Source organism: Anatilimnocola aquadivae (genome assembly GCF_049819085.1).
Classification (GTDB): domain Bacteria; phylum Planctomycetota; class Planctomycetia; order Pirellulales; family Pirellulaceae; genus Anatilimnocola.
Genome location: NZ_CP187419.1, coordinates 3,363,085 through 3,389,811 on the forward strand (window position 1 = coordinate 3,363,085; position 26,727 = coordinate 3,389,811).

Consider the following 26,727-nt stretch of genomic DNA (forward strand, 5'->3'; position numbering starts at 1 on the left):
CATCCTATTTGTTGAGTGCCTTCAAGATTTCGGTGACTGCTTTCACGAGCTCGTCGACCGGTGCGGTCTCATCACCGAGGATCGCAAACGGCTTAGCGACATCAGCAGAGCCAAAAAACTTGGGAAGATCCTCGCTTACTTCATCCCACAATTCACGAGCAACATGGCCCGTGGCGCCTATTGGCAGCACAATCTTGCCTTCAGCCAGAGTGAGTCTAGCTTCCTCTCTAACGCCTTGGGCGCGATCAATACGATCATCTGCTCGCTTGTTTCCGCTGATTACAACGCAAATGCCAGCTTCAGCGATCATGCGCTTCCGATATTCAGTCCAGAACGCTGCGCGGTCTTGTATATCGGGGATCTCCTGGGGAAATGGCCAAAGCTTTAAGCGTTGGTCGTCGTTTCGAGGCAGGGACTGCAAAGCACCCGTGATGACATCGCCACCGATACCGTGGCCAAAACCGGAAATGACATTGAAGTCTTCTTTAACGAGTACGCGGCCTAACTCACGACATATCGCACGAAGTTTTTCCTCGCCGAGGGGCATAAAATCGGCCGCACTCCCGGATATCAGCACATCGCGCAGATGACTGCGTCGGTTTAGTTCGTTCAAAATCTCCGGGATTTCATTATAAGAATCGAGCAAAACCGGTTTGATGTTGTATCGTTCTAAGTCGACGAGAAAGTGCTTGAATCGCTGCACGTCGTAGCCAGCACCCTTGTAATCTTCCGGACGCGGTTGCCTGAGCAGGCAGAAATGCTTACGTCCCTGCGCGTCTACCAGTTGCCGCACGCGGTTAAGAATGTAGGCAAGGTTAGGGTCAGTGAAGCTCACGCCAATGAAGAGGAACGTCTTCTGAGTGAGGTCGCCCTTCAACGCAATGGAAAAAAGCTCTCGCTTGGGGTGATAGGTTTCGTAATCATCCTTTGCCAGAACAGCTTCAGCAATCGCCGTTTTGTCCCCGTGCATCTTGTAGATAGTGACGTCCGTTCGACGACGTGTGAAGTTAATGTCATCTTTGTGCCGCTTCACATCGACCCGCTTACCGGCCAATTCAAATGCCTTCTCAAGCAAGTCATCGTAGTTGGTTGTCCATATTGTTCCCAAAGGGAGCGAAGCGATAAGCTTGTGTGCCCTCGTTGGTTCGTGTGTTTCGAGAAACTCATCGACCAAAATCTGGTTGAGCTTATCCCGCCCCTTTCGCTCGTTTAGATGGAATTGCGCAAGCGTGATAAGATCGGATTCACGCTCGACGTCGAGTCCCAGATCCTCAGCAATTTCCTTCAGCAACCCCTTCCAGTCGACATATCCCGCTGCCTTCGAGACGCCAGCGCCGACGAACATTGCTGCGGAGCCGTTCCGCATAGCTTCCGAATACTCGCGAATAAAGATCTTGCGATCTATTGCGGCCATAAGTCCTCCGATTACGAATGCTTAAATCAAGCCTTAGATCCCTTCGGCAGTCCCGTTTGAAAGACACGTTTGGTCTTATCGGCAGAATCCGATTTGTGATCGCCGCCTGATTGTAACGATCGAAACACAGTCAGTTCAACATCTTCCGCTGACATTTCCGAACAATTACATCTACAAGCTGAGATGGCGTTCTGGGGCGCGGCACTGCGATTGTTTCATTCACACTGTAATCCTCCTGGATCACTGGAGCGCGATTCCGCAGGTTCACGGATTTACGTCACGTGCGGCGGCGAAAACATGCTTCAACTCCGAATTCTCATTTTCGCCTTCCTAAGCTATCAACTAACTCGGAAACGAAGGCGTTTGTACGTCCCTCCAGCTTCCCACCAAGGGCCGCCCATTGGGTCTGAAATCCCAATTCGCGTGCTTCTGCCAAGCCAAGCAAGCTATTCGTACAAACTTCTTCCGAAACGTCATGGTCTGCCATCGTAGAAAGCAGGCATCGCATCACCCAAAGCGTCGTTGACCCGGCGTCAATGCCCATATGACCAAAGCCGGGCTTCTCAATCCATTCTTCCTCGGTGCGGCCGGCAAAGGATTTTGCATCGCTCTTAGCAGGGCTAGACAATTGAAATCCACGAGGAACTATTCGCAACCAAAGCTCTACGAGGAGCCAAAAAGCCGAAACAAGAACAGCGTAAGTCGTTTTTGCACCAAATCACTTTGTTAAAACGTTCCACATCTGTCGCTGTTTCTTCCAACAGAACGTTGCGTAGATTGGGCGCAACTGCTTCTCAGTAACTGGGGCCCGCCCCGGCCCGGTCTGTTGAATTAAAAGAATCTGTTCCTGAATATCCGGAGCGAGAGTCAACAGGTTCATGATCTGTGTCAGCCGCGCGCGCGTAACATGGCCGAGCCGCGCCAATTCCGCTTGATCGGTCATCAATCCTTCGCGAATCAATTGCTCAAGTCGAATCGCGAGCGCCATTAGCCGCGAGACACGTGGAACACGACCGCCTCCCGATGCCAAATGAGATGTTGATTCTTGGCTTGCGCTTTGTTTCCGCTGAAAATGGACCTTACGTTCGATCATCATGCTGCATCGTCCTTTCGTTTCGAAACTTCACTTCCAATCGCTTGCAAACCGCTGGAGCGGAAGATGATGGCAACGCTACCGGCGTGTCCGTCATAGGACACCCGTTCGACGATTAGCTCTACCATGCGGGCTTGCTCGCGCGGCGCCAGGCACTCCCAGACTCCTTCAAACTCGGCAAGCGCGCTTGGCACGTCATCGCCATTCAGAACTTCTTTGTCGAGTGCCGCGAGTTCACAGTTGATCAGAGACATACGCTGCTCAGCGTTCTGGATGCGTTCGTGGGTGGTTGAAAGTCTCGCGGCGTCGATCTCGGTGCTGGTCGCCATTTGTGCCAATTCAGAATGGTCGTTCCGCAGCCGAGTAAACAAATTCCCTCGCTCTGCTTGCAGATTGTGAACCTGCGAATCACGCTGACGGCAAGCTTGTTGCAACGAGTCACGTACAAGCTGTGGATCACGGCAAAGCGATTTCATTTCGGTGATGACGAAACGCTCGATCTCAGCCGCGGGAATTGATGGTGCGGGACACGTTTGCCAGCCGCGCTTCTGAGCACGGTTGCAAATGTAATAGCGATATTCTCGTTTTCCGCGTGTCGTGTACGAATGGCTCATCCCGCACTTGCAAGGCTTGCACTGGAGCAGTCCGCGTAGCAACGCACCATGCTTGTTCCGAACACCGCGCCCACCGCTGCGGCCATTTCGCTCGAGCAGCGATTGAACGCGGTTAAATTCGTCCTCTGGCACGATCGCCTGGTGTTCGCCCGCGTGGACTTCCTCCTTGTACCGGACCTTGCCGATATAGGTTGGATTCGTGAGCAGCTGATGCAGCGAGCTCTTGTCGAATGTTCGACCGCCCCGGACCGACCCTTTGCGCGTATTCCACCGCTTGGTTCGCCAGCCTCGCAAGTTCAATTCGTCGCTAACCGCGAGCAGGGACTGGCGTTCTAGGTACATTTGGAAGATCTGCCGAACCATCCCGGCTTCCCCAGGATCGACCACGAGCTTCGTGTCGACCACGTTGTAGCCCAGAACTGGCATGCCCCCGGACCACTTCCCCTTCCGCCGGGCCGCGGCGATCTTGTCGCGCGTTCGCTCGCTGATCATTTCCCGTTCGAACTGAGCGAACGAAAGCAGTACGTTCAGAATGAGCCGGCCCATCGACGTCGCCGTGTTGAACGCCTGCGTTACGCTGACAAACGAAACCTTGTGCCGTTCGAAGACCTCGATGATCTTGCCGAAGTCGAGGAGGCTGCGGCTCAAGCGATCAACTTTGTAGACGACCACGCAGTCGATCTTGCCCGCTTCGATATCGGCAATCAGTTGACGCAAGCCGGGGCGATCCATGTTGGCGCCCGTAAAGCCACCGTCGTCGTACTGCGTCGGCGAACAAACCCAGCCCTCGTGTAACTGGCTCTTGATGTACGCTTCGCCGGCCTCGCGCTGCGCGTCGAGCGAGTTGAACTCTTGCTGCAATCCTTCCTCGGTCGACTTCCGCGTGTAGATCGCGCAGCGAACGCTCTTCGGCGCTGGTGTTTTGATTTGTTGGCGTTTCATTTCGCACCTGCCTTCTCGCGCAGGCCGAAGAAATGAAATCCGTTCCAGTGTTTGCCAGTGATCGCTTTGGCCACCGCGGTCAGCGACTTGTACCGCTCGCCTTCGCATTCGAAGCCGTCGTCGAGCACGATCACGCTAATGGTCCGCCCCTTGTAATCGCGCTTAAGCCTCGTGCCCGGCAGCAAGTGCGTGGATGCGGTGATCTTTGCTGGCACAGTCTTCGTGCGTTCGTCGGCACCGTCGGTGGATCGCCGTGGACGCGGTGCGGTGACGCGGAGGTCGGCATCGTTGGCCAGCTCCATCGCCCGCCGGCGAGCTCGTTCCGACAATCCGCCCTCCGCGTTCGCCTGCATTCGCCAGGCAATTCGCTTGATCAGCCATTCCTTGTTGCGGCCGGTGGTCGCTTCGCCGAAAACCTCGGCGAACTTCCCCCGCAATTCGTCGACGGTCATCCGCTGCATCGCGGTGACCTGTTTGTCAATGTTCAGCATATCTACTCCTAGGTTGAGTGACTCTCGGGACCGTTAACCCGTGTGGACACTGAGCACGGTTTCCTTCCGAAGCTCAAGGCCTCCGGCTGAGAATCGAGGAGAGTTTTTGTAGGTTTCAGTGCCCCGGCGTCGCTTGCCGAACGCTGACGCTGAACCAGCCGTAACACGCCCCGCGCCAGGATGTTAGCGAGTTCGTGCCGGCGTTCTTCAGGTGATAGATCGTCGGAGTTGGCGGCGTTACGCATGGGCTTTCTCACAAGCAGTTCTCGGGATCCCGCGAAGCAATTCCACGGACGTTTGAATGCTTGTTAACAACCCGGTCGACGGCTGAACTGACGAATTTGTCCAACGAGAATTCTGCGGCTAAATGACGTATCTCTAAGCCAGCAAGGCACTTAAAAATGCTAGCAAAAATCTGCTTGCGTTAACCCGTCAGTCTCGATATAAATCCCGTCAGTGGTATTCTTAGTCCGTTAGCGCTAATTGGAATTGCTCATGGCCAAACGTAAGCGACCTGGTCGGCCCTTCGTGGAGAAGATCACGGACGCCCAGCGAACAACGCTGCAGGCGATCCGCGATTTCATCACGCAGCACGAGTTTCCGCCGACGATGCAGGAGCTCGGTCAGAAGCTGAAGATCAGCGGCGCCAGCGCTCATCAGCTGGTGCGGCAGCTCGAGCGTAAGGGATACGTCAGTCGTATCCCGAAGCAAGCTCGCAGCCTCAAAGTCCTGCGGGAGATCGAACAGCAGCCCGCTTCGCTCGTCTCGGTTGAACTGCTCGGGATGGTGGCTGCCGGCCAAGAGCTGTGGGCCGACGAAAACAGGCTCGGCGAGGTCATGGTGGAAAGCAGCCTCATTGGTCGTGGCAAGCACTATGCCTTGCGGGTGAAGGGCCAGAGCATGATCAACGCCGGCATCCGGGAAGGCGACATCGTGATCGTCAGGCAGCAGCCAGTAGCCGAGAGCGGCGAAATCGTTGTGGCGTCAACCAGTAAGGGGACCACGGTGAAGCGGCTGTTCATGCAAGGGGATCAGATTGAGCTGCGCCCAGAGAACAAGCTGTTCAAGCCGATTCTCGTGTCCGAAGAATCGGATCTCAGAATTCTAGGAAAGGTGATTGGTATTAGACACTCAGCAGAAAGGGAAGGATGACATGACTGTGCGACCGTTTTCAGTTCCGACCGTACTTCGTTCGACACCCAATGAATTGCTCCAACAGTGCTTCCAGGAATTGGGACACGGCGACAGCAGGATTCCCTGGTTGTGGCTGAAGCATAAGGAAATCGACCCCATTCAAAACTATCTCGACAGCTTGCCCCTCGAGGAGCGGAACGCGATCGAGGGTGTGCTCCGCAATGTCTTCGAGCTCGCCAACGAGCCTGGTTACCGTGCCATCTTGGAAGCGGCTCCGCATTGCGCCGTGTACAACTTGCCGGCCCTGGTGCCGGAAGACTTGAGCATCTCCGGCCGAGTGATGTGGGTTTGGCTGCACCAGCGGCCAACCTTCGAGAAAGCGCTCATCATTAACCAGGTGGAACAGTTGTCCTGGTGGCGTAAGCGAAATGATCTTCCCAAGGAGGAGCCGGATACCAGTCCCAGCGCGAAACGTGCCCTGGCCAACGACATCTCGCATCTGTTCAAAGATCAGGGACGGGGGAAAGACTGTAGCGTCGAGGTCATGTCGCGCGACTGCATCGATTACTTCTTCGTGCATCCCGATGATTTCGTGAAGAACGTGACCGTTCACGATCAACACGGCAAGCTCACCGACGAACCCATTCGTCAGACGTTCCTGGTCGTGTTTGCCTACAATCGTTCGCAAGGCACCCTCGAGACGTTCGCCAGACTGCCGAAAAAAGAGAAAGAACGGCTCGAATGGATCTTTGCCAGCAACATTCTGGGTGTAAATCTCCCGCCGCATGAGCCCGAGCCGGCCTATGAACTGGACCACCTCAAAGATCCGATGTTCCTGCTCGAAACAGACGCTGCGGACTTACTGAGTGTCCACATTCGCAAGATGCGGCTCGAACCGCCGAATGGCCGTCGGACCTTGATCGAAATCAACGACCAGGACTCCGAGGACAGCATCCACTGCGCCATCCATGACTGCTTGAATCTGGAATACATTCCGCTCGAGCGGTGGGCCGTTTCGATGGTCACCATTTGCTTTGAATTTCGATTCAAGGATGGCCGTAAACCGGGTCAGGTGAGCGTTGACATCAGCTATCCGCACTCGGCTGGCCTACGAGGCATTCGGCCTGAACGTCTCGAACTCATCCAAAAGTATCTGAAGCGCTGGGGAATCGAACGTGTCGCAGACGCTGATGAGGATGATGATGACCTGGGAGATCAATCACCCAGTTCTAAGTGCGCATGAGGTCGTCGGCGATCTCGCAGCGCTCGTTACGACGCTGCAGAAGCAAGGGATCTTGCTTCCCACGACGCCCGCGGCAGCGTTCACTTGCACGGAATGCGGTGAACGCCAGCGGTTGATCTACATCACCGGTCAGAAAGATACGACGCACGCTTACATCAACTGCCGTGACTGCGGGCCGTCGAAAATCGACGATTCGCTCCTCTTACGCTGGCAAATCGACTCTCGCAAGTTCATTGGCGCGATCTTTCAATCGCTCGACCTGTCGGTTCGCGAGCACCTGCCGCGGCAACTTTGGCATTTGGGCCGGGCCAACCTGGCGGGCCGCAGCCGCGACGTCTGGTTCGTTCGGAACTATCAGCCCTCACTGGTGGATGCTGTTGTTACCACGTTGAAAACACGCCCGAAGTCGATCCTGTTTGCTCCGCTGGAATCGAGCGTCTTACGTTGGCAGGCGAAGCTGCCCAATCTGGTCTTCGCGCTGGAATCCAGTTTTGGCAGCGACGGAATCAGTCTCGATATCGAAGCTATCGAATCGCGAATTGCCGAGCTTGAGCCAAACACCAAGGTGAGTAAAACGACAGACAAGGTCTCCGCCAGGCGAGCGCTGCGTCTCTCGCACATTGAGTTACTTCGCAACGAACTGATCAAACATCTGCGCTCTGCCCGCGATCACGCGTATGCCCAAAAGGAGTTAACGGGCAAGTCGAAGCTGCTCAAGCGACCGTCCAAAAAGAAGCTCGGCGAGTTGGTTGGCTTACGAAGTGACACGGTTACTCGCTGCTTTCAAGATCACTCTGCCAAGGAACTCGGCCTCCTCTGGAAATTGGCCGTCGATCTTCCTCGTCTGATCAAGTGGACCGGCTCGATTTCGAAAGTGAGGACCTAGCGTTTTTGCAGTTGCACTGATTTGCTGCAACGGACGATCTGCAATTTGATGCTGCCAACAGCCTGTGGCCCAACGACTTGCGTTGAGCCACAGGTTTTTTCGTGCGCCGGGCTGCAATTCGGCCGGCGGGTGTTGCTGTGCCCAGTCGTGCACAGCGGGTTCAGCACCCGTCGGAGTCGCGCACATGGATCGTTCGGAGAAGTCACAAGGGCCGCTAGGCCCATCAAGCACCTCAGCAGATCAACTGGATTCATTCACTCAGGGATTCGTGCGCAAGTGTGCGCGCAATCTCATCGGCAAATTCGGATTTCGACACCAAGACCGTGATGACATCGAGCAGCGGCTCTATCTGAAGCTGGCCAAGCACTTACCTGCTGCTCAACCCGATGATCCGAAGTGGAAGGCCTTCGTATCCCTCACGGTCAAACGGCACATCGTCAATATGATCCGGGACCGTGAGGCGGCGAAGCGCGATGATCGAGGGACCTGTTCCATTTACGTGCGAATCGGAGCTCCCAACGATGCCGTCGAACTATCGGCGACGCTGATCCATCGAGAGATCCCATCCCGTCGCGGTCGGAGCAATCGCACGGAGCAGGAACTCTTGGAACTGCTCATCGACGTAGCAGACAGTATCTCCGCTGTCGCGGACGACAAGCAGCGCGAGTTGTTGAAGCGGTTAGAGAGCACCTCGATCGCGCAGATTGCCCGGGAAATGGGCATCCCGCGCACCACTCTCAACTCGTGGTTACCGAGACTTCGGGAGCACTTCGAAAAACGCAGTCTCAAGGAATATTTGTAATTGGTTTCGTCAGTTCGTTCCCGAACCGGGTTTTTAATAGGTATCTACTGCTCGTTTCAAGGAGTTCACTGTGGTCATGAATATTTATCGGTATCGGTTCAACGAGTCGGTTCCCGCCGAGGAGATCGAGGCGGCTATCTTGCTGGCGATTTGGGGCTGCGAAGCGCTACATGGCGAATCCCAGACGCGTCTCGATGCAGCACATTTCTTCGATCTGGAATCAAGGACTTGCATCATTGATGCAGGCACCGACGTCGGCCGGGACTTCTGCCGGTTGTTCGTGAATTTTGTTCGCCGCGAATGCGGAGATGACTCGTTCGAAGTAGAGCGGGCGACAACCGCTGACGCATTAGCACCTTCGAAACCTTCGTGATGTCGTCGAGCCCTGTACCGATTCTTTCCCAGACGGAATGAACTGCGGAAGTAATCTATCAAGCCTCTGGGGGCCATCGTGAATTCTCAAACTGCGAAAGCTCGACGCCAGGCGAATCCGCTGCCTGCGGATGGCTACGCGAAAGGAGTGACCGCGCAGCCGCCATTCGACCGACGGGCGGAGATGGGGTATATCGGGACGTTGATGATGGCAGGTTACGACCCCGCCTATCAGTCGCTCATCGACGATATGCTCGCGGTCGTCCGCTCGGATGACTGTTACGACGACGCGCATGTCACGTTAGTCGAACACATTCGAAATCTGCATGCGAACGCGAAGATCGATCCGACGTTACTCGTTGACCGACTTAAAGTTGCTGGTGACTACGAGGCAGTTGGCGGCAGTGCCTATCTCAGCAAGATTATCAACTCCGTGCCGAACGTCGCGAACGGCATGTACTACGCCGAGATCATTCGCGACCACCGGCGGCGGCGCGACTTGCAAACGGCGGCCCTACAGCTGCTGGAGGCAGGAGAGCATATCGATCTTGCACTGGCGGATCAATTGCTTCGCTCGTGCCTTGATGCTGAGACTTCCAACCGTGGAGTCGTATTCCGCGCGATGACGGGGACACAGCTTGCCGCCGCCTCCTTCACGACAACCTACCTGGTGCAAGACGTCTATGTCGAACGGCAACCGTTGATCTTTGGCGGCGGCAAGAAGAACCTCAAGACAAACTCGCTATTGGACTTCGGAATATCGGGCACAACGGGCAGCCCCTTCCTGGGACAATTCGCCGTCAATCGACGTTTCCGAGTCGCGATCATGACAGGCGAGTCCGGCGAAGCGACGGTGAAAGAATCCTGCGAGCGCATCGCTCGAGCGAAGGGCGTCGACCTCAATGACGATCTGATCATTTCACCTGACCTGCCGCGGATCGAAGAGCCGGCTCACCAACGAGCCTTGCGGAGATTTATTCGGGACTGGAAGCCAGAGGTAATCGCCATTGATCCGGCCTACCTTTGCATGTCCGGTGACGATGCCTCGAGCGTCTTTAAGAATGGCAACATTCTCCGCACGTTGGCCGAAATCTGCCGTGAGGAAAGTGCCGGGCTGATCTTGGCGCACCACACAAAAAAGAAGTCGTCCGGCAAGGGCGGCGACATGTTCGCTCCTCCGGAGCTCGAGGATTTGAGCTGGGCAGGCTTTCAAGAGTTTGCACGACAGTGGGTGCTATTCAGCCGCAGCCAGAAGTATGACCCCGAGCAGGCTGGCCATCACGAACTGTGGATGAGCATTGGCGGAAGTGCCGGTCATTCATCGCTCTGGGCGGTCACCATCGATGAAGGCTCGCCAAAGGACGCTGGTGGTCGGCGCTGGGATGTGGCGGTCAACACACCATCCGACGCACGCCAGACAGCTCAGCAGCAGCAGGAAGAAGCAAAACAAGCAAAGCAAAGCGAGGCTCATCGCAGCAAGGTCGAGAAAGCGAAGGACGGGATCACGAACGCGCTGCGAACCATGCCGAATAACTCGGGGTCGAAGAGCAGCATTCAAGATCGAGCGGGCATGAAGGGAAATGCCTTTGACGATGCACTCGGGATCATGCTGCGTGAAGGCAAGCTGGTGGAGTGCGAGATTACCCTTTCCAACAAACAGAAATACCCAGGTTTTCGATATGTATTCCAACACTAAACACTCCGCCACTCCGCCGATTCATTCAGCAGCCGACTCGCCGAGTGCCACTCCGCCACTCCGCCGCCGCCCCCCTTCTATAAGAAGGGGGCGGAGGAGTGGTGTGGTGTGGCAGAGTGATGACGATCGGCGGAGTGATCGGGACAGCATGCGATCAAGCGAAAGTGATCCGGATACTCAAGGCACAACGGATCCTCGAAGAGAACGTATCGTTATTCGTGCTGCCCCGGTTTGCCAACACGTCGACCACGTTCGCATTACGGGCGTCGCACGAATGATCGGGAACAACCACGCCGCTCGCGCACGGGCCCGCACGTGGGCCACACGGTGCGTCGATGGCCGGCACGCCTACCCCCGGGGGCTTTAGGTACTTCCTGGCGACTTCACGGTCAGGTTTCCCACCCCCACCTCGGCCACCATAGACATACTCCCGCGCGGCGCACGTGCGATCCCGATAAAGCCAAGGACATCAGCAGTTTATGTCATTCCGTTTGTTAACCCAAAGTTGGTTGCGCGGACATTTGCGTCACAAACCGAAGCAAGCACACCATGGCTGAAGATACCCCGAAACCGAAGCCCACGCCTTTCAGCCGGCACCTCCGCGAGGAGACCGTCGGCATCAATGGCGCGACGGTTGTCTTCTTTCGGGATCGAAAAAAACGCCGTTGGTGCTGGCGTGTCGTCGATGGGCAAGTCACATTTCCCTCCCCTCCCAATTCGGGTAGTACGAGCGAGGGCACGCGCGATGGCTCCGAATGATCAAGTCGCTCACCAACCGAACCAAACTGGCTTCCTGGCGCGACTCCATGTGCCGTTCACAATCCAACGGCCAGACGACGATATGCCGCTTGACGATTCCTGGCTACGGTCGGAAGGGCATTTGGTACACATCACCAACGGTGTGATTGTCTCGTTGGACAATGAGGACCCGCAGTATGGCGCAGTGCTCGTTCGTACCGATGACGGCTGGATATTCGAGAGCCCGTGGCCGGAGTACGAGTCGGTGTTAATCGTTCCTCAGCCGAAAACGCGTGGCGACCTTCGGCCAGTAATTGCCCGCTTCAAAGCGATGCGACGGCACATTCAGTCGCTTGACATTTTTGATGCTCTTCGCCTAGGATTCATCACACACGGAGACCAGTCTCCGTTTCTCTAGCGCCGGGTTTTCTGGCGCACGTCAACAGCTACAGCTGCGCGTGCGCTTCTTCGTGAAACTGGCCACGCCGCAGCTCTTACCGCGAGCGTTTCCCTGTGAATATCCGAAATCGGATTAGCGAAAAGCGCACCACGCGCGTGCGGACCACGCTCTCGTGCGAGCCTTGGAGGAACCGGGATGGATGCAGCAGCACTGAGGCGAGGTTACTCGCCTTCCGCCGCAACCATCTGGTTGTGCCAGCGCTGCAGCTGAATCTCGTCGGCGGTCGCGGGCCGGATGGTGCAGATCCTGATCGTCACCTGTTTGCCCAAGCGTGCCGCGTACATCGCCTGCAGGGCAGCTTTCCCAAGCTTGCTTGCTTCAGTTTCATTGGCTGCTTCGACCAAGACATATTGAGCGCGGGTGGCGACGTAGAAAGTGGTCATCGTGAAGCTCCGGGCGTAGGCGGTTGCGATAACACACATAAGCCAGCAATCTCTGCGAACTTCAATAGCCGGCCCCCAGAATCCAGCAGGTTTTCGCCGGCCCAACCAGTCGTCCGACGTGACGAAGCTCGCCTCAGGTCCGCCTCTTGGGCCAAGAAACGCAAAACGCCCCAGCGTGGCGAACGTGGGGCGTCGTGGGGCCAAAACTGCCGGGGTGTGCTACCCGTTGAAGGCGAAGTTCCCCCGGTCCGTCTTCTTGAACCGGGCTTCGTGGCCCTTGGTGTTGATCTCCCGCAGGATCGCGCTGTAGAGCGTGGCGTGCGGCGTCTTGCCGCCAGGGCTCGACCAGTAGCCCTTGGCTGCGATGGTTTCGATCATCGTCTTCGTATTCATCGGTTCCTTGATCTCGCCGAGCAGCTTGGCGGCGGCATCGAGGGCCGACATCTTCTTGTCGGTTGTTGCCTTGGTGGCCTTGGCCTTCTTCGTCCGTTTGCCTTTCGCCACCTCGGGTTCTTTGCACTTCGCGCAGAACCGTTCGACGCCTTCGTCGGTCCATTCGTGATCGCCACCCTTCGGGCAGGTACCGGCGGGCTTCGTCTCGAGTGCTTCGGGAATGGGCTGGGGCGCATCGGGCTTTGCCAATGCTGCTTGGGTCTTCGCCTTCTTCGCGGGTTTAGCCTTGGCGGTCTTCGAGGCAGGTTTCTTCGTGCTGGTCTTCTTGGACATGATCGTTCTCCGGGTTCGCAATGGATTGGCTGCCATCCTCAGGCCCGGCGAACCACCGCCGAGCGACGCAGGCGGAACCTGCGTTTCGGCTTAGAACCCCAGCTCATCCATCTGCCGGTTGAAAGTCTCGACTCCGATCATGTCGAGCAGCGTGTGGCGAAACCACAGCACCTGCTGCAAAGCCTGCTCGCCTTCCGGTGTGCTGGCGGGAAAGGAACCCACGGGCTGCAGGGCCATCACCAGGGCTGCGACTCCTTCTGGCGAAAGGTTGTCGCGAATCACCTTCTCAAAGGCGGCTTGATCCACCGCGCCGCTCATTCGGTCTGCGCTCATCGTTCGTTTCCTGTTGTGGTTGGGAAGTTGTCATTCGACAGACACACATCAGCCATGCGCCGGCCAACAGCTCAAGCCAGGCAGGCCGAATCTCAGCCGGAATTCAGCAGGTTTTCACGCGCCGAGATTTAGGTCGACCGAAATCGTGCCGATTCGCACGCCCCAACAACGGATGAACTAGCTGTGGAGAAGATTCCCGAACTACGCAACAAGGCCAAGAAGCTGCGGCACCTGCTGCAGCAGGTGGAATCGGTCCCGGGCGTGGGCAACGTCGCGGAACGTGACCGCGATATTCGCCGTAAGCGCGAACGGAGCGCCTCCAGCAAAACCGTCGTCGTTCCTTCTTGTGCCGATCTGGAGCGACGCACGTGTCTCGAGGCCGACGATGAAGCCTGGTTGCGCTGGTACTTTGCAATCGAGAGTGGCTCGGAGAACCCCTTCTGGTATGACTTCACCGATCAGCAGAAGGAAATGATCGCAGCGATTCGCAACGCCATTCTGCACGGCGGTGATCAGTCGATCGCAGCCAGCCGTGGCGAAGGAAAAACCACGTACTTCGAACGGATGCTGCTCAAGTACACCCTGCAGGGATTGATTCGCTTCGCCGTGCTATTCGCGGCTACCGGTAGCGCCGCCCAGGATTCGCTGGAATCGATCAAGCTGGAGATCGAGAACAACGATCGGCTGTGTGCCGATTATCCGGAAGTCTGTGTGCCGGTCCGCGCCCTGGAAAACACTCCTCAGCGTGCGCACTTTCAGCTGGTCACCGGCAACCGCCCTGACGATGGCGAGCAGTACCTACCGACCTCCAGCCGCTTCTCCTGGTGTGGCCAGGAAATCTACCTGCCGAAAGTGCCCGGTTCGCCCTCGGCCGGAGCGATCATTGCCACGCGGGGTCTCGATGCTGCCATCCGCGGTGTGAAGAAGAAGGGCCGCCGCGTCGACGTTGCTTGCATTGACGATCCGGACACCGAAGAGACTGCTCGGAGCCCCGAGCAGGCTGCCAAGCTTGAAGATCGCATCGATCGAGCGATCGCCGGCCTCGGTTCCCAGCAGCGACGACTCGCGCGGGTCATGCTGACGACTATTCAGAATCGCACGTGCGTGTCCTACAAGTACACCGATCCCGATCAAAAGCCTAGCTGGAAGCCGAAACGGTTCCGCTTCCTCGTGAAGAAACCCGACCGAGCTGATCTCTGGCAGGAGTTTGTTGCCCTTAAGCAGGCCGACTGGGTGAACGGCACGAACAAGGCCCATGAAATGTACCTGGCGAACCGTGAGTTGATGGATGCCGGCGCCAGCGTGGCGAATCCCCATCGTCACACTCCGGCGGAGGCCTCGGCGCTCGAGTTCTACTATTCGGAAGTCGCACGCTTGGGCGCTGACGCGGTGGCGACCGAGTACGACAACGATCCACCGGCAGACGAGTCGACGCAGAGGATCGTGCTCACCCCTTACCATATCCAGAACAATTGCCTGGGTGGTCTGGAAAAGCGCGAAGCCCCGGATGAAACCATCTGCATTACCGTGGGCGGCGACGTGCAAAAGCTGGGTCTGCACTGGGTCGCGATCGCCTGGAATGAGCACGGTGCCGGCTCGATCATCGACTACGACTTCTTTCCGTTCCTCACCGAGGGCCGGAAAGCGGCGGACTGCGAACTGCTGATCTTGGAAGGCCTCTTCGCCTGGCACGCCGCCCAGGAAGAGATCCCTTACACCATCCCGACCGGCGAGAAGCTAATCGCTGATCTCACGCTGATCGACCAAGGCTGGAAGGAAGAATCGTGGAACATTCAACCGGTTCAGCATTTTTGTGCGCAGGTCGGGTTCCATTCGTTCATTCCCTCGAAGGGCGAGCCGAACTACCGGCGGCCACTCGATTCGCCGCACATTCTGATTGGCGACAATTGGCACGTGGTCTTCCGGGGCGGAATTCCGCTCGTGATGACAAACGCCGATCACTGGAAGCTGAAGGTGCATGAAGGCCTGCTGTTAGAAGCCGGTCAACCAGGTGCGTTGACCTTATTCAACCCAGCGCGGGTCGACGGCCGCCGCAACGTAACCGGACATCTCAACTATTCGAAGCATCTGCTGTCCGAGACGTGGGAGACGCGGCACAAGCCGGGCTTCGGTGGCGCTCGAACCGGCTGGTGGAAGTCACCGAAGCCGAACCACTACTTCGACGCGACGTATCAGGCGATTTGTGCTCGCTCGATGCGAAGGATTTCGGTACTTGCGCCAGTTGCGACTCCATCGGCACCTGTCGAGCCTTACACACCTGCTGCCTACTATGATCCGCCAGCTGAGCGACGGAATCGTTGGTAAAAGCTCACTTGGTAAACATGAAGTCGAGCGCCTCGACTTGTCGGATCGAGGTGAGTTACAAACTGTCCCAGACAAATGAATGGTTGACAAGACTCTCTGGTAACAATTGTGCTCGGAGCGAGTCAACATCGAGTATGCGAATCTCAGACCATGCGTTCACCACCGACATATTCGCTCGGCTAATTGCTTCGGCGATGCGGCGGGATCGATGCTCTAAACCTATGGAATACCGTCGCTTGAAGCGGCAGTTGTTCTGTCAGCATGTTCACCGACGACGAAGTACCCCAATGATGCATTATTCAAATCGAAGATTTGGGAGATTGACAACAAGGAATTGCTTGACATTTGGGAAGAGTATGCGATAAACCTTCTCGCGCTGAGATTGGCTTCGCGGGCGATGCGTGATTTTACCGCGAGCCAGTAAAGTGCTACCCCACAGGAACAGAGGCGGGGCACGTAGAGCAGTGGGCAGCGTGACTTTACACGCGCTGCTCGTGAATTTGAATCTCTCCTTCATATCCTCTCCCTTTCTGGGCCACTCCTTATGGCTCGCCTGTGTCGCTATGCGCGATGTCTCATCGCCAACTCAGTAGTCATCAGAACTTGGTTCGAGCAAAACTCGGACAATGTCTGGCAGCGCCGTTACCACAGCTCAACCAGTGGCCTTGCGTGCTGAACCGTCGTGATTCTTTCTCCCTCTCCCAGAGATCATCATGCGCATCACCAAAAAGCAACGTCGTCGACATTCTCAATACAGCCGTCGGCCAATCGTCTCGCCATTTGAGCAACTCGAAGACCGCCGGCTCATGGCCGTCGTTCAACCCGGCTTCACCGAGTCGGTCTACAAGGCCGGCTTGCCGGTTCCGGCAGCTGCGATCACCCTCGACCCAATCGCTGGTGCCTTGTTTTATGCGGAAGATTTCAATACTAACGGTGTGTTGCGTAAAGTAGCCCCGGATCTCTCAAGGACACTCTCGACCGTTACCGGCGACTTCACCCCCCCAACCGGTTCGGCAGTTTTCCCATACGTCGCAACCGATATTCAGTACCACGACGGATCGATATTCACCGTGATCTCCGATGGTGGCATCGGTCAACTGATCAGAATCGACGCCACGACAGGTCAAACGACGGTTTTGCAATCGATATCGGGCGCGGGTTACGAAGCTGGCGTCGAAGTGGTTGCTACTCCCAATGCTGTTTACTTCACGGATGGTGCTGGCAGCGCAAATTCGTTGTACCGGTTCAGCTTGATAACCGGCGGCGTGACCACCGTTGCCACCAATCTGCCTCCGAACAGTTACGGCCTGGAACTTAATCCCGCCGATGGCAAGCTCTACTTCGCGCGTCAGGGAGAAGGTTTTTTTCGTGTCGACGAAGTGGTTGGCGGTCCCGCGACGATCACGCAGATTTCTAACCACCAAAGTGGCAATGGTAATTTTGCCATCGATCCACTGGGCCAATACATCTATGTCCGCGTAAATGGAAACATCAATCGCATTTCGCTGGCTACAGGTATCGTCGACACGTTTGCCACGGGCCTGGAAAGCAGTAACACCCGCGATTTGGCTTTTGGACCAGCGTCCAGCGGTAGTGGTCGCAGTCTGTATACGGGCAATTCGACGACGATCCTGGAGTACTCCGGTTTTGCCGGCACAACGGAACCACAGTTACCGGGTGAGATTCGAGGTAGCAAGTGGGACGATAGCAACGGTAACGGGTTGCGTGACGCTGGCGAGCCTGCGTTGTCAAACGTAGTCGTCTATATCGACGCGAATCGCGATGGCCAACTGAATGGACTGGAGCTCCAGACCACCACTGACGCCAGCGGCAACTATCGATTTGAGAATGTGCAGCCAGGCCGCTATGTGGTGCGCGAAGTAATATCAGCCGGATTTCGTCAAACCTCACCCGGTGCCAACCGCGATTTTTACTACGGCTGGGATGGTTCGCAGGGCGCACTCGTCAGGATTGATGCAGTCACGGGGGACGTAGCGAATCTTTTGTCGACGAGTGGCATCCCCCTGCACGGCATTGTGCAAACGAATGCAGGTGAAATCTACGGGGTCAACGGCTTCAACAACAGTTTGTACAAAGTGAATCTAGCCACCGGCACAACTTCGCTGGTTGGGCCTGCGGGTGCGCAGCTCGCATTCGGCCTGGCTTACGACGCCCAGGAAGATGTGCTTTACGGCCTGGCAACGCTTGCCGGTCAACCCACGGGCACCGTGCGGCTGGTGCAAGTGAATCGGGCAACTGGTGGGATCAGCGTGGTTGGCTCACAGCCTACGACTGGACTCACGGCTACCAGCGGAATCACTTTTGACGCTGTCACGCGGCGCGTCATTGCCTTCGACAATGCCGACGACGAAGTCTATGCCTTTAACATTCAGACAGGCCAAGGTACCCGGCTGTCATTCGCGCGGCCTGCACTCGCGACGGGTGGATTATCGCAGGATGGCGCGGGTAATGTCGTCTTTCAGACGGGCAGCTTCCTCGGACGGATGAATCTCGCCACTGGTCAAACGGCCCCCCATCTTCCGCTGTCACGGTTTGCCAGTCTGGAATCACTGGAACTTGTCGACTTTGAAGAATTTGGGCATCGAGTCCAAGTGGGATCAGGCGCAGTCGTGAGCGGAATCGACTTCGGTAACCAGTCGATCCTGTCGACGGTAGCTGGCAGCAAGTGGGAAGACCTCGATGGCGACGGAGTGCGTGATACCGGTGAACCAGCCTTCGCCAGTGTGGTGGTCTATCTCGATACGAACAATAATGGAGTGCTCAATGCTGGTGAACCGCAAACCGCGACAGGCACCGATGGCAGCTATTCGTTCACGGGTCTGATGCCCGGGGCATACACCGTACGCGAAGTATTGCCCGTCAACTATCGCCAAACATCTCCTGGGATTCAGAGAGATTACTTTTGGTCGTACGATGCGATTAATCGACGGATCGCCCGGATCGACGCCATCACCGGTTCGGTAACCCCCATAGGGAATCCAGGTTCCATCGGCGGCAATGTCAACATTCACGGACTGGCATACACGAACAATGGCGAACTGTACGGGATGAGTGGTCAGACCAACAGTTTGTATCGGATTGACACGACCACGGGCCTGGCGACACAGATTCGTGGAACCGGTCTCGTTCTCGCTTGGGGTCTGGCTTACGACTCGTTGACCGACACGCTCTATGGTTTGGCCATTCCGCCGGGATTTGCAACTGGCACCGTCCAGCCCGTGATCTTTAATCGACAATCGGGTGGAGCGGAGTTCGTCGGTACCCAGGTGACAACAGGGCTCACGGGAACATCAGGCCTAGCCTTTGATACCGTGCAGCGTCGGCTGATCGCGTTTGACAATGCCGACGATGAGGTCTATTCCTTCCATCCCACGACAGGTGTTGGAACTCGGCTGGGGAACTCTGCGAGTGCAATAAACGCTGGTGGAATGGCCGACGATGGCGCAGGGAATGTCGTGCTAACGACCAGTACCGGTCTGGTGAAGATGAACTTGACCACCCGGCAGGTGACACCGCTGACACCACCGCTGGGTAACGTCAGTATTGAAGCGCTCGAGTTCGTCAATCGCTACGACGATGCGCACCGGCTCTATGTGGGTCCTGCTCAAAGCATCTCGGGCATCGACTTTGGCAACCAAAATGTGCTGGGCAGCATTAGCGGCACGAAATGGGAAGATCTCGACGGCGATGGCGCCCGCGACGCGGGGGAACCAGCAATGGCCAACGTCGTGGTGTATCTGGATATCAACCGCGATGGTGATCTGGATGCGGGCGAGCCGCAGTTGACGACGGATGCCGAAGGCGCGTACACCTTTGAACAAGTTAATCCAGGCTACTACGTGGTGCGGGAAGTGCTGCCCACGAACTATCAACAAACGTCTCCCGGCGAACGACGAGACTACTTTTGGGGCTTTGATTGGCAGAACGGTCGCATTACCAAAATCGATGCGGTCACCGGACTGGTGACGCCAATCGGCGGCTTCCGTTCAATTGGCACAAATAACAACATGCACGGACTGGTTCAAACCAACGATGGAACGTTGTTTGGAATCAGTGGAACTGACAATAGCTTGTACCAAATCAACACGACGACTGGATTAGCGACCCGCATTGCCTCGACTGGCGTGACGCTGGCTTGGTCACTCGCCTACGATAAAACGACCGACACTATTTACGGTGCCGCAACTCCACCGGGAACACCGTCGGGAAATCTGCAGCTGATCACCATCGATCGAGTAACCGGGGCGGCAACCTTTATCGGCTCGCAGCCCACCGGCAACATCGGCAGTACGACGGGGATGGCCTTTGATCCTGTAACGCGTAAGGTACTCCTTCACGATCGCAATACCGGACGATTCTTTTCGATCGACCCCGCCACCGGCGTCTTCACCCTGCAATCCACGCGATCGTTCGGCACCAACGCCATGGCTGCCGATGGAACCGGTCAAGTGATTGTGCAGCCGAGCAGCAATTTGCTCGTTCGCTACCATCCGGTCACGGGTGCCACGTCAACCTTCCTCGCAATGTCATCACCCGTTAACTTGGACTCCTTGGAACTGATCGACTTTGCCAACTTTGCGCAGGAGGTGTTCGTCCGTCCAGCCCAACAAATTACGGGAGTTGATTTTGGCAATCAGACGGTTCTTGGGAGCCTGAGCGGTCAAAAGTTTGAAGACCTCGACGGCAACGCGGTTCGTGACCCCGGTGAACCGGCGATGGCAAACGTCGTGGTCTATCTGGACGCCAATAATAATGGCCTACTCGACGACGGTGAATTGCAAACTACCACCGACGCCAGTGGCAACTATGCCTTTCCCGATCTGCTGCCTGGAACATACGTCGTACGCGAAATCGTGCTCACTGGCTATGAGCAAACCTCGCCTGGTCTGCAACGTGACTTTCTGTATGCCATGGATGGGAATGCTCGCCGCGTCGTGAAGATCGATGCGGTTACCGGACTCGTCACGCAACTGAGTGCCGTTTACGGAAACACGATTCTCCAGGGAATTGTCCGCACAGCCACGGGGCAGGTGTACGGACTTGGAACGGATAATGCCCTCTACAGTGTCGATCCCATCACTGGGGCAGGGACGAGAATCGGCCTCGCCAGCATTCCTCCAATGGCGCGTGGGCTGGCGTATGATCCGGGCACAAATCGGCTGTATGGAGTGGCGGATCGAGGCAGCGGTCAAATTAGTCTTGTGACCATCGATCCTGCGACCGGGGTGGCAACCAACGTCAGCGCTACAACTGTAGCGGGGAACTACTTCGGAATCGGCGGCCTGACATTTGAACCGGTGAGCGGAGAAGTCTGGGCGCTCGATAACTCCTTCGGACGTTTTGTCGCCTTCAATCCTTCAACGGGGGGCGCACGCGAAGTTCGCCCAGGGCCGTTCTTTTCGGCAGGCGGATTGGCCAGCGACGGGAAAGGCAATCTGTTGATAATGGCTGGGGCCAACCTCCAGCGAATCAATCCGAATACCGGCGAAGTGTTTACGCTGTTGAGCACGTCGCAGTTCCTGGGTATCGAAGCGCTGGAGCTTGTCGATCTCGAAGCGTTCGCTCACCAAGTCTTTCTGCCCGCCGCAGGCAACCGGTCCGATCTTCACTTTGGCAACCGCTCGGTCGTGAGCAGCCTCAGCGGAACGAAGTTCCATGACCTCAACAGTGACGGGGTTCGCCAATCTGGAGAGCAAGCCTTGCCGGGCGTAGCCATCTACCTCGATCTGAACGGCGATGAGCAACTCTCCGCCAACGAACCGTCCACGCTAACTGCTGTCGATGGCACGTATGCTTTCACGAATCTCTTGCCCGGACGATATGTCGTGCGAGAAGTCGTACCGGAAGGATACGCAGCGTCTCCCCTCGTCGAGTTCGAAGATTACTTTATTGGCTACGACAGGAACACGAATTCGCTGGTGACGATTGACCCGGAGACGGGCGAAGTGGCCACCAAAGTACCCGTATTCGGCAATCCATTTGCGTTCAATGGGTTGGTACGTACGAACTCGGACGAGATCTTTGCCCTCAGCGGCACCAACAACGTACTCTATAAAGTTAATCCGGCGACTGGCCAGGCGACCGTCGTCGGTTCCGCGCAAAAGCTGGTTGCTTGGGGCCTCGCCTACGATGCAGCCACCGACACCATCTACGGCCTGGCTCATCCCGGTCGTAACCTCGAAGAGATTGCCCTCGCTCGCTACGATCGTAACACCGGCGAAGCTGTGATCATCGGTCAGCCCATCACCGGAGTGAGGTATACCAGCGGCCTGACGTTCGATCCCGTCAGTCAGAAGATAATCGCTTTCGACAATTCCGACGTGCGCGAGCTGTACGCTTTTGATCCCGAAACGGGCGAGGGTGAGTTACTCTCGGTTGTTGCGCCACCCGTATCTGGGTTTGGACTCGCCACGGACAATGCAGGGAATCTGATTCTGCCTTCAGGACCTAACACCTTCATCCGCCTCGATCCAATCACCGGCCAATGGAGCCCCCATCTTGTGCTGTCGCGAGGCATTTCGCTGGAATCGCTCGAGTTCGTTGAGTTCGCCAATGGCGGCCACGATGTTTTCCTGCCTGCGCGAACGAACTACCTTGGGTACGACTTTGGCAACCGGAATGTCGCGCCCTCGAATTTGCAACTCGAACTCCCTGACTCGATCGTCGAAGGGAGCACAGTGGATCTGGCAGGTACATTCGTCGATCCCGGATCGTTCGAAGGTCATACCGTTGAGATCGCTTGGGGCGATGGATTCGTGCAGACCATTTCTCTTGAACCTGGAGTGAAATCGTTCCAGGCCAGCTACGTGTATGCGGACGATAATCCGACGCAAACCTCTGCGGATCCCTATCAAGTGACGGTGCGGGTCCGTGATTCGGAAGCAAGCCAGGCTGAGGTGCAGGATACCGTTCTCGTGCAGAACGCCGCGCCTGCGCAGTTGGTGTTGACCACTCCGACCAGCGTGAACGAGAACGAAGAGGCGTCGCTGAGTGTTACCTTCGCCGATGCAGGTTTGCTTGATACTTACGAGGTCAACGTCGATTGGGGAGATGGTTTCGTTCAACAGCTTGAGCTAACCGCGGCAACTCGCGAGTTCACGCTCACCCATCGGTATTTGGACGACCCCGCAGCAGGCAGTAGCTACCAAATTGTTGTTACCATTGTCGACGATGACCTGGGCCAAGCCGTCGCATCAAGTGAGCTTGTCGTCCAGAACGTTGCACCTCAGGTCGCGCCGGTCGCGGGACCAAGTTCCAGCGTTCGCGGGCAGAACATCGTCTTCAGTAGTGCATTCACAGACCCCGGCTCACTCGACTCCCATGAAGTTTCCTGGGATTTTGGTGATGGTACGGTGATCCCCTTCAGCGCGGCGGCACCCGGTAACCTCTCTGCGAGCCATACCTATGCTGCTACTGGGGTGTACACCGTTACGCTTTCGGTGCGTGACGATGATGACGGCCTGACGACGACAACATTCGAGGTTCAAGTCGTTGTGGCACAGTTGCAGCCAGATCCACTGAATCCGGGCCAAACCATGTTGGTGGTCGGTGGAAGCACGGGATCGGATACTGTGATTGTTGGGCCGTGGTTTGGCGGCCAGGTAGAAGTGTTTGTCAACGGTGCATTCCTGGGGCCGTACCACCCCACAAGTCGAGTCGTTGTTTATGGGCAGGAAGGTAATGATTTCCTGACGTACATAGGCTCACTGCCAGCTTGGCTCGATGGCGGCGCAGGTAACGATGATCTGCTGGGCGGCGCCGGCAATGATGTTTTGCTGGGCGGAGATGGTGACGATCATTTGGTTGCGGGAAGCGGTTCGGACTTGTTGGTGGGTGGTCGCGGCGAAGATCGCCTCGTGGGAAGCGCCGGTGACGATATCTTGATCGCTGGTTATCTTGTTCAAACGAGCGAGCAAGACCTGGGCTCAATCATGTCGTCGTGGACTTCGTCGAACTCCTATCAACAACGTATTGCTGCTTTGGGCCATCTCGTGAATCTGAATACCGTCAGTGATGACGATGCTCGCGACATGCTCACGGGCTCTGGCGGTCTCGATTGGTTTTTTGCCCAACTCGACGGCAACGACGGGTTAGAACGCGACAAGCTTACAGGCGCTCAGTCAGCTGAAGACATTCTGGACTTAGATGCAATTCTTAACGAATGAGCTGTTGCCCCCGTGGCTGTTCATCCCTGATGCTGAATGACAACACGCGACTGTGCCCCCTCAAGCTGAACCCTCTCTATGAATACTGCGGTTTCTCCTGGAGCCGGTCGCAAAAACCGCGTCACGCTAGCTGAACCGTTGAGTGTAAGTGATCGTACGATTGACGAAAGGAGTTCGTCAATGTGCTAAAGCGCTCGCGAATTGGCGGGATCCAAGATGGAACCGACGGAGTTAGGGTATCGACCGCAGCTGAATGATGAGCAGTGGGCGTTGATTGCAGTTTTGTTTGTCGAGCCAGATCCGGATCCACGCGGTCGTCGGCCGCGGGCCGCTGCTCGGCATTGCCTCGAAAGCATTCTGTGGATTTTGAAGAGCGGTTCACGCTGGAAAGATTTGCCGTCTTGCTTCCCGTCGTACGCGACATGCCGGCGACGCTTTGCGGCCTGGTCGGTCGACGGAATATACGAAGCGGCATGGCGCAGACTCGTGCTCGCGCTTGATCAACGTGGCGACATTGAGTGGGAAGAAGGTTTGCCGATGGCACGTTTGTCTCGGCAAAAAAGAGGGCGATCTCGTCGGCCCAACCAGACGCGGCGAGCGAACCAGGCTAATGCTGCTCGTCGAGGGCAACGGCTTGCCGCTGGGGGTCGATCTCGACAGTCTGAAGGTGCATGAAGGCTTACTACTAGAAGCTGGCAAACGCGTGCACTGACCCCATTCAACCCAGCGCGGTTCGACGGCCGCCGCAACGTTACCGGACATCTCAACTATTCGAAGCATCTGCTGTCCGAAACTTGGGAGACGCGACACAAGCCTGGTTTCGGCAGCGCTCGGACTGGCTGGTGGAAGTCACCGAAGCCGAATCACTACTTCGATGCGACGTATCAGGCGATCTGTGCTCGCTCGATGCGTCGGATTTCGGTACTTGCGCCAGTCGCAACTCCACCGGCACCGGTCGAACCTTACACACCTGCTGCCTACTATGATTCACCAGCCGAGCGACGGAATCGTTGGTAGATGCTTGCACTCGGCTTCGCCTGGCGAATCACTTTCATTCGCCGTCCTCTAGGAAAGGCATTGCGAGCGGGAGCTGACCTCACTCCAGTCGATGAACTGCACGAACTTGTTGACGTATTCCTGTTTGCGGTTCGTGTAGTCGACGTAGAACGCGTGTTCGTACACATCGCAGACGATCAGCGGTTGGCCCAGCCAGACGACGCCGACTTCGTGCAGGTCGCTGGAGACGTTGTACAACCGGCCGTTGACGATGTCTCGAACAAGCATTCCCCAGCCGTTGGCGGCCATGCAGCAGATCTTAAAATCCTCGATCCAGCGATCAAGGGAGCCAAATCGCTTGGCCAGCGCAGTGCGGATGTCTTCGGTGGGATCACCTGGCCTGGGTGTAAGTCCGTCAAAGTAGAGTTCGTGCAGCAGCACGCTGTTCATCCGGTTGACCTTGTCTTTGTGGATGAACGTCAGGGCGTCGCCGCCGAGCGGTTCTTTGCCGGCGTAGAGGCCGTCGAGTTGTTGCTCGATGGTCGTGAAGCGCTTGAGCGCGCCGCCGTAATGTGCCTGGTAGTGCGGCGTCACCTGCTCTTTGGTGAGCAAGCCTGGTATCGCGTCATACTTGAGCGCCTTCATCTTGCCAGTCACCAAGCCAGAATCCTTGGCGAATGTGATGCCACCTCCGCCCGGCTCGGCGGCCCGAGCGTTTGACGACACAGCGGCAGCGCTGACACCGAGCAGGGTGGCAGTTTGCAGTATCTCGCGGCGCGAGAGGGATTTAGGCATGGACATAACAAGGCTCCTATCGACTGGGGGAAAGAAGGTGAACTACTTGGAAGCGGTGGGTAGAAAGGCAACCCGCTTTGGCGCGGCGCCAACCTTGGCACGACCAAGGTCTTGGAACTTACCATCGCTTGAAATCTCAATCTGTTGCAGCGAACTATCGCCGAGATTGCTCACCAGTGCGCGGGCTGGGTTTGTGCCGGGAATCCTTTCCACGCAGCAGGGCTTGGCAGCGGACGTAAGCCGGTCGAGTAGTTTGCCGGAGCTAACATCAACGGCGTCCACATAGGACCGGCCCTCGTTAGCCGCAAGCACAATGTTGGGAGCAACTGCCTCAACACCGTGGTACGTCACTTCCTGATTGCCTCGGTTGCTTTCCGGCGGATCGAGCGAGAAGAGTTGAGTGACCTTGCCCGATTCCGTGTCCATCGAGAAGAACCCGTTCACCCAGAACGACCCGAAGTACACCTTGGACTCGTCTGGGGAAAAAGTCAGGCTCCGAGGGTTGACGTTGAGCTGGTGGAATTTCACGAGCCTTCGTTCCTTCGGATCAACAATCGCGATGCCCGTGACCTTCTTGCAGGTCACGTAAACATTCCTGCGGAGTGGCCCGTATTTCACAACGTGCGGCGCGCTACAACCTTCGATCCGACCAACTTCCTTCATAGAGGCTACGTCGATGACCACGACATCGTCGCTATAGAAGTTGGCAACCAGAATCTCCTTACCGTCGTCGGTCAGAATGATGTGATCGTTGAACATCTTGCCAATCGGGACTTTGGCGAGCAGTTCAAACGCCGGAAGCGAGAAGAACTTCACACATTCCTCGTCCTCCACTCCCACGGCGAGTTTTCGCCCGTCTCGTGTGACTGCGATTCCATAGGGTCGCTTGCCAACTTCATGCTTCGTGATCTCGGCCATCTTTGCTAGATCCACGAGCGAGACCGAACCGTCGTCAGTATTCACGACGAATGCATGCGATGGTGTGTCGGCCGCAGTCAGCAAACCGGACGCAAGCAGCAGGATGATCAACCCGAGCACACATCGAAAGCCCTGAAGTTGAGTAGTCACGGCAAACTCCTTGAGGAACAGAAGTTGGGA

Annotated in this window: 21 protein-coding genes and 1 other RNA gene; 11 read left to right on the forward strand and 11 right to left on the reverse strand. The window is 56.7% G+C overall.

What is annotated here, in order from left to right; genetic code table 11:
• Positions 1–4: 4 nt before the first annotated feature.
• The 5 genes from NA78x_RS13630 to NA78x_RS13650 form a co-directional block, all read right to left on the reverse strand.
• The gene (locus NA78x_RS13630) at positions 5–1,414 is read right to left on the reverse strand and encodes an SIR2 family protein (protein WP_425619000.1); all 1,410 of its coding nucleotides are present in this window, start codon (positions 1,412–1,414) and stop codon (positions 5–7) included.
• Between the two features lie 316 nt (positions 1,415–1,730).
• Positions 1,731–2,042 carry a hypothetical protein gene (locus NA78x_RS13635; protein WP_425619001.1) on the reverse strand — a complete coding sequence of 104 codons (312 nt, stop codon included), beginning with the start codon at positions 2,040–2,042 and terminating at the stop codon, positions 1,731–1,733.
• Between the two features lie 90 nt (positions 2,043–2,132).
• Complete coding sequence (locus NA78x_RS13640; protein ID WP_425619002.1) at positions 2,133–2,510, reverse strand: hypothetical protein; 378 nt, start codon at positions 2,508–2,510, stop codon at positions 2,133–2,135.
• The gene (locus tag NA78x_RS13645) at positions 2,507–4,063 is read right to left on the reverse strand and encodes a recombinase family protein (protein WP_425619003.1); all 1,557 of its coding nucleotides are present in this window, start codon (positions 4,061–4,063) and stop codon (positions 2,507–2,509) included. Before NA78x_RS13645 ends, NA78x_RS13640 begins: the two co-directional genes overlap by 4 nt.
• The gene (locus NA78x_RS13650) at positions 4,060–4,554 is read right to left on the reverse strand and encodes a DUF2924 domain-containing protein (RefSeq protein WP_425619004.1); all 495 of its coding nucleotides are present in this window, start codon (positions 4,552–4,554) and stop codon (positions 4,060–4,062) included. The genes NA78x_RS13645 and NA78x_RS13650 overlap by 4 nt, the downstream gene beginning before the upstream one ends.
• A gap of 495 nt (positions 4,555–5,049) precedes the next feature.
• Between NA78x_RS13650 and lexA the strand changes: the two genes are divergently transcribed.
• The 8 genes from lexA to NA78x_RS13690 all read left to right on the forward strand — a co-directional run bounded on the left by lexA (position 5,050) and on the right by NA78x_RS13690 (position 11,843).
• On the forward strand, positions 5,050–5,706 hold the full coding sequence (gene lexA, locus NA78x_RS13655) for a transcriptional repressor LexA (RefSeq protein WP_425619005.1): 657 nt from the start codon (positions 5,050–5,052) through the stop codon (positions 5,704–5,706).
• 1 nt (position 5,707) lies between these two features.
• Positions 5,708–6,931, forward strand: coding sequence for a hypothetical protein (locus tag NA78x_RS13660; protein ID WP_145092048.1), 1,224 nt, complete (start codon positions 5,708–5,710; stop codon positions 6,929–6,931).
• The gene (locus NA78x_RS13665) at positions 6,864–7,817 is read left to right on the forward strand and encodes a hypothetical protein (protein ID WP_425619006.1); all 954 of its coding nucleotides are present in this window, start codon (positions 6,864–6,866) and stop codon (positions 7,815–7,817) included. Before NA78x_RS13660 ends, NA78x_RS13665 begins: the two co-directional genes overlap by 68 nt.
• A gap of 184 nt (positions 7,818–8,001) precedes the next feature.
• Positions 8,002–8,619 (forward strand): sigma-70 family RNA polymerase sigma factor, encoded by a 618-nt coding sequence (locus NA78x_RS13670; RefSeq protein WP_425619007.1) that lies wholly within the window; start codon positions 8,002–8,004, stop codon positions 8,617–8,619.
• A 76-nt stretch (positions 8,620–8,695) separates the two neighbouring features.
• On the forward strand, positions 8,696–8,992 hold the full coding sequence (locus NA78x_RS13675; RefSeq protein ID WP_425619008.1) for a hypothetical protein: 297 nt from the start codon (positions 8,696–8,698) through the stop codon (positions 8,990–8,992).
• A 147-nt stretch (positions 8,993–9,139) separates the two neighbouring features.
• Positions 9,140–10,687: a DnaB-like helicase N-terminal domain-containing protein gene (locus NA78x_RS13680; RefSeq protein WP_425619009.1), complete on the forward strand. Its 1,548-nt coding sequence runs from the start codon at positions 9,140–9,142 to the stop codon at positions 10,685–10,687.
• Between the two features lie 549 nt (positions 10,688–11,236).
• Positions 11,237–11,446 carry a hypothetical protein gene (locus tag NA78x_RS13685; RefSeq protein WP_425619010.1) on the forward strand — a complete coding sequence of 70 codons (210 nt, stop codon included), beginning with the start codon at positions 11,237–11,239 and terminating at the stop codon, positions 11,444–11,446.
• Entirely contained in the window at positions 11,433–11,843 is a 411-nt protein-coding gene (locus NA78x_RS13690; RefSeq protein ID WP_425619011.1) for a hypothetical protein, read from the forward strand. Before NA78x_RS13685 ends, NA78x_RS13690 begins: the two co-directional genes overlap by 14 nt.
• Before the next feature lie 203 nt (positions 11,844–12,046).
• On the opposite strand, the gene NA78x_RS13695 is transcribed toward NA78x_RS13690, so the two are convergent.
• The 4 genes from NA78x_RS13695 to NA78x_RS13710 form a co-directional block, all read right to left on the reverse strand.
• On the reverse strand, positions 12,047–12,268 hold the full coding sequence (locus tag NA78x_RS13695; RefSeq protein WP_425619012.1) for a hypothetical protein: 222 nt from the start codon (positions 12,266–12,268) through the stop codon (positions 12,047–12,049).
• Between the two features lie 219 nt (positions 12,269–12,487).
• Positions 12,488–12,994 carry an HTH domain-containing protein gene (locus NA78x_RS13700; protein ID WP_425619013.1) on the reverse strand — a complete coding sequence of 169 codons (507 nt, stop codon included), beginning with the start codon at positions 12,992–12,994 and terminating at the stop codon, positions 12,488–12,490.
• A gap of 23 nt (positions 12,995–13,017) precedes the next feature.
• An RNA gene (locus NA78x_RS13705) (hammerhead ribozyme type II) lies at positions 13,018–13,085 on the reverse strand.
• Complete coding sequence (locus NA78x_RS13710; protein ID WP_425619014.1) at positions 13,085–13,327, reverse strand: hypothetical protein; 243 nt, start codon at positions 13,325–13,327, stop codon at positions 13,085–13,087. Before NA78x_RS13710 ends, NA78x_RS13705 begins: the two co-directional genes overlap by 1 nt.
• Positions 13,328–13,510: 183 nt before the next feature.
• On the opposite strand from NA78x_RS13710, the gene NA78x_RS13715 reads away from it, so the two are divergent.
• The 3 genes from NA78x_RS13715 (at position 13,511) to NA78x_RS13725 (ending at position 24,513) form a co-directional block, all read left to right on the forward strand.
• On the forward strand, positions 13,511–15,652 hold the full coding sequence (locus NA78x_RS13715) for a terminase gpA endonuclease subunit (protein WP_425619015.1): 2,142 nt from the start codon (positions 13,511–13,513) through the stop codon (positions 15,650–15,652).
• Between the two features lie 713 nt (positions 15,653–16,365).
• The gene (locus NA78x_RS13720; protein ID WP_425619016.1) at positions 16,366–23,838 is read left to right on the forward strand and encodes an SdrD B-like domain-containing protein; all 7,473 of its coding nucleotides are present in this window, start codon (positions 16,366–16,368) and stop codon (positions 23,836–23,838) included.
• A gap of 216 nt (positions 23,839–24,054) precedes the next feature.
• Entirely contained in the window at positions 24,055–24,513 is a 459-nt protein-coding gene (locus NA78x_RS13725) for a transposase (RefSeq protein WP_425619017.1), read from the forward strand.
• Positions 24,514–24,903: 390 nt separating this feature from the next.
• On the opposite strand, the gene NA78x_RS13730 is transcribed toward NA78x_RS13725, so the two are convergent.
• Both NA78x_RS13730 and NA78x_RS13735 read right to left on the reverse strand, forming a co-directional pair.
• Complete coding sequence (locus NA78x_RS13730) at positions 24,904–25,635, reverse strand: superoxide dismutase (protein ID WP_425619018.1); 732 nt, start codon at positions 25,633–25,635, stop codon at positions 24,904–24,906.
• 36 nt (positions 25,636–25,671) lie between these two features.
• On the reverse strand, positions 25,672–26,697 hold the full coding sequence (locus NA78x_RS13735) for a YncE family protein (protein WP_425619019.1): 1,026 nt from the start codon (positions 26,695–26,697) through the stop codon (positions 25,672–25,674).
• Between the last annotated feature and the right edge of the window lie 30 nt (positions 26,698–26,727).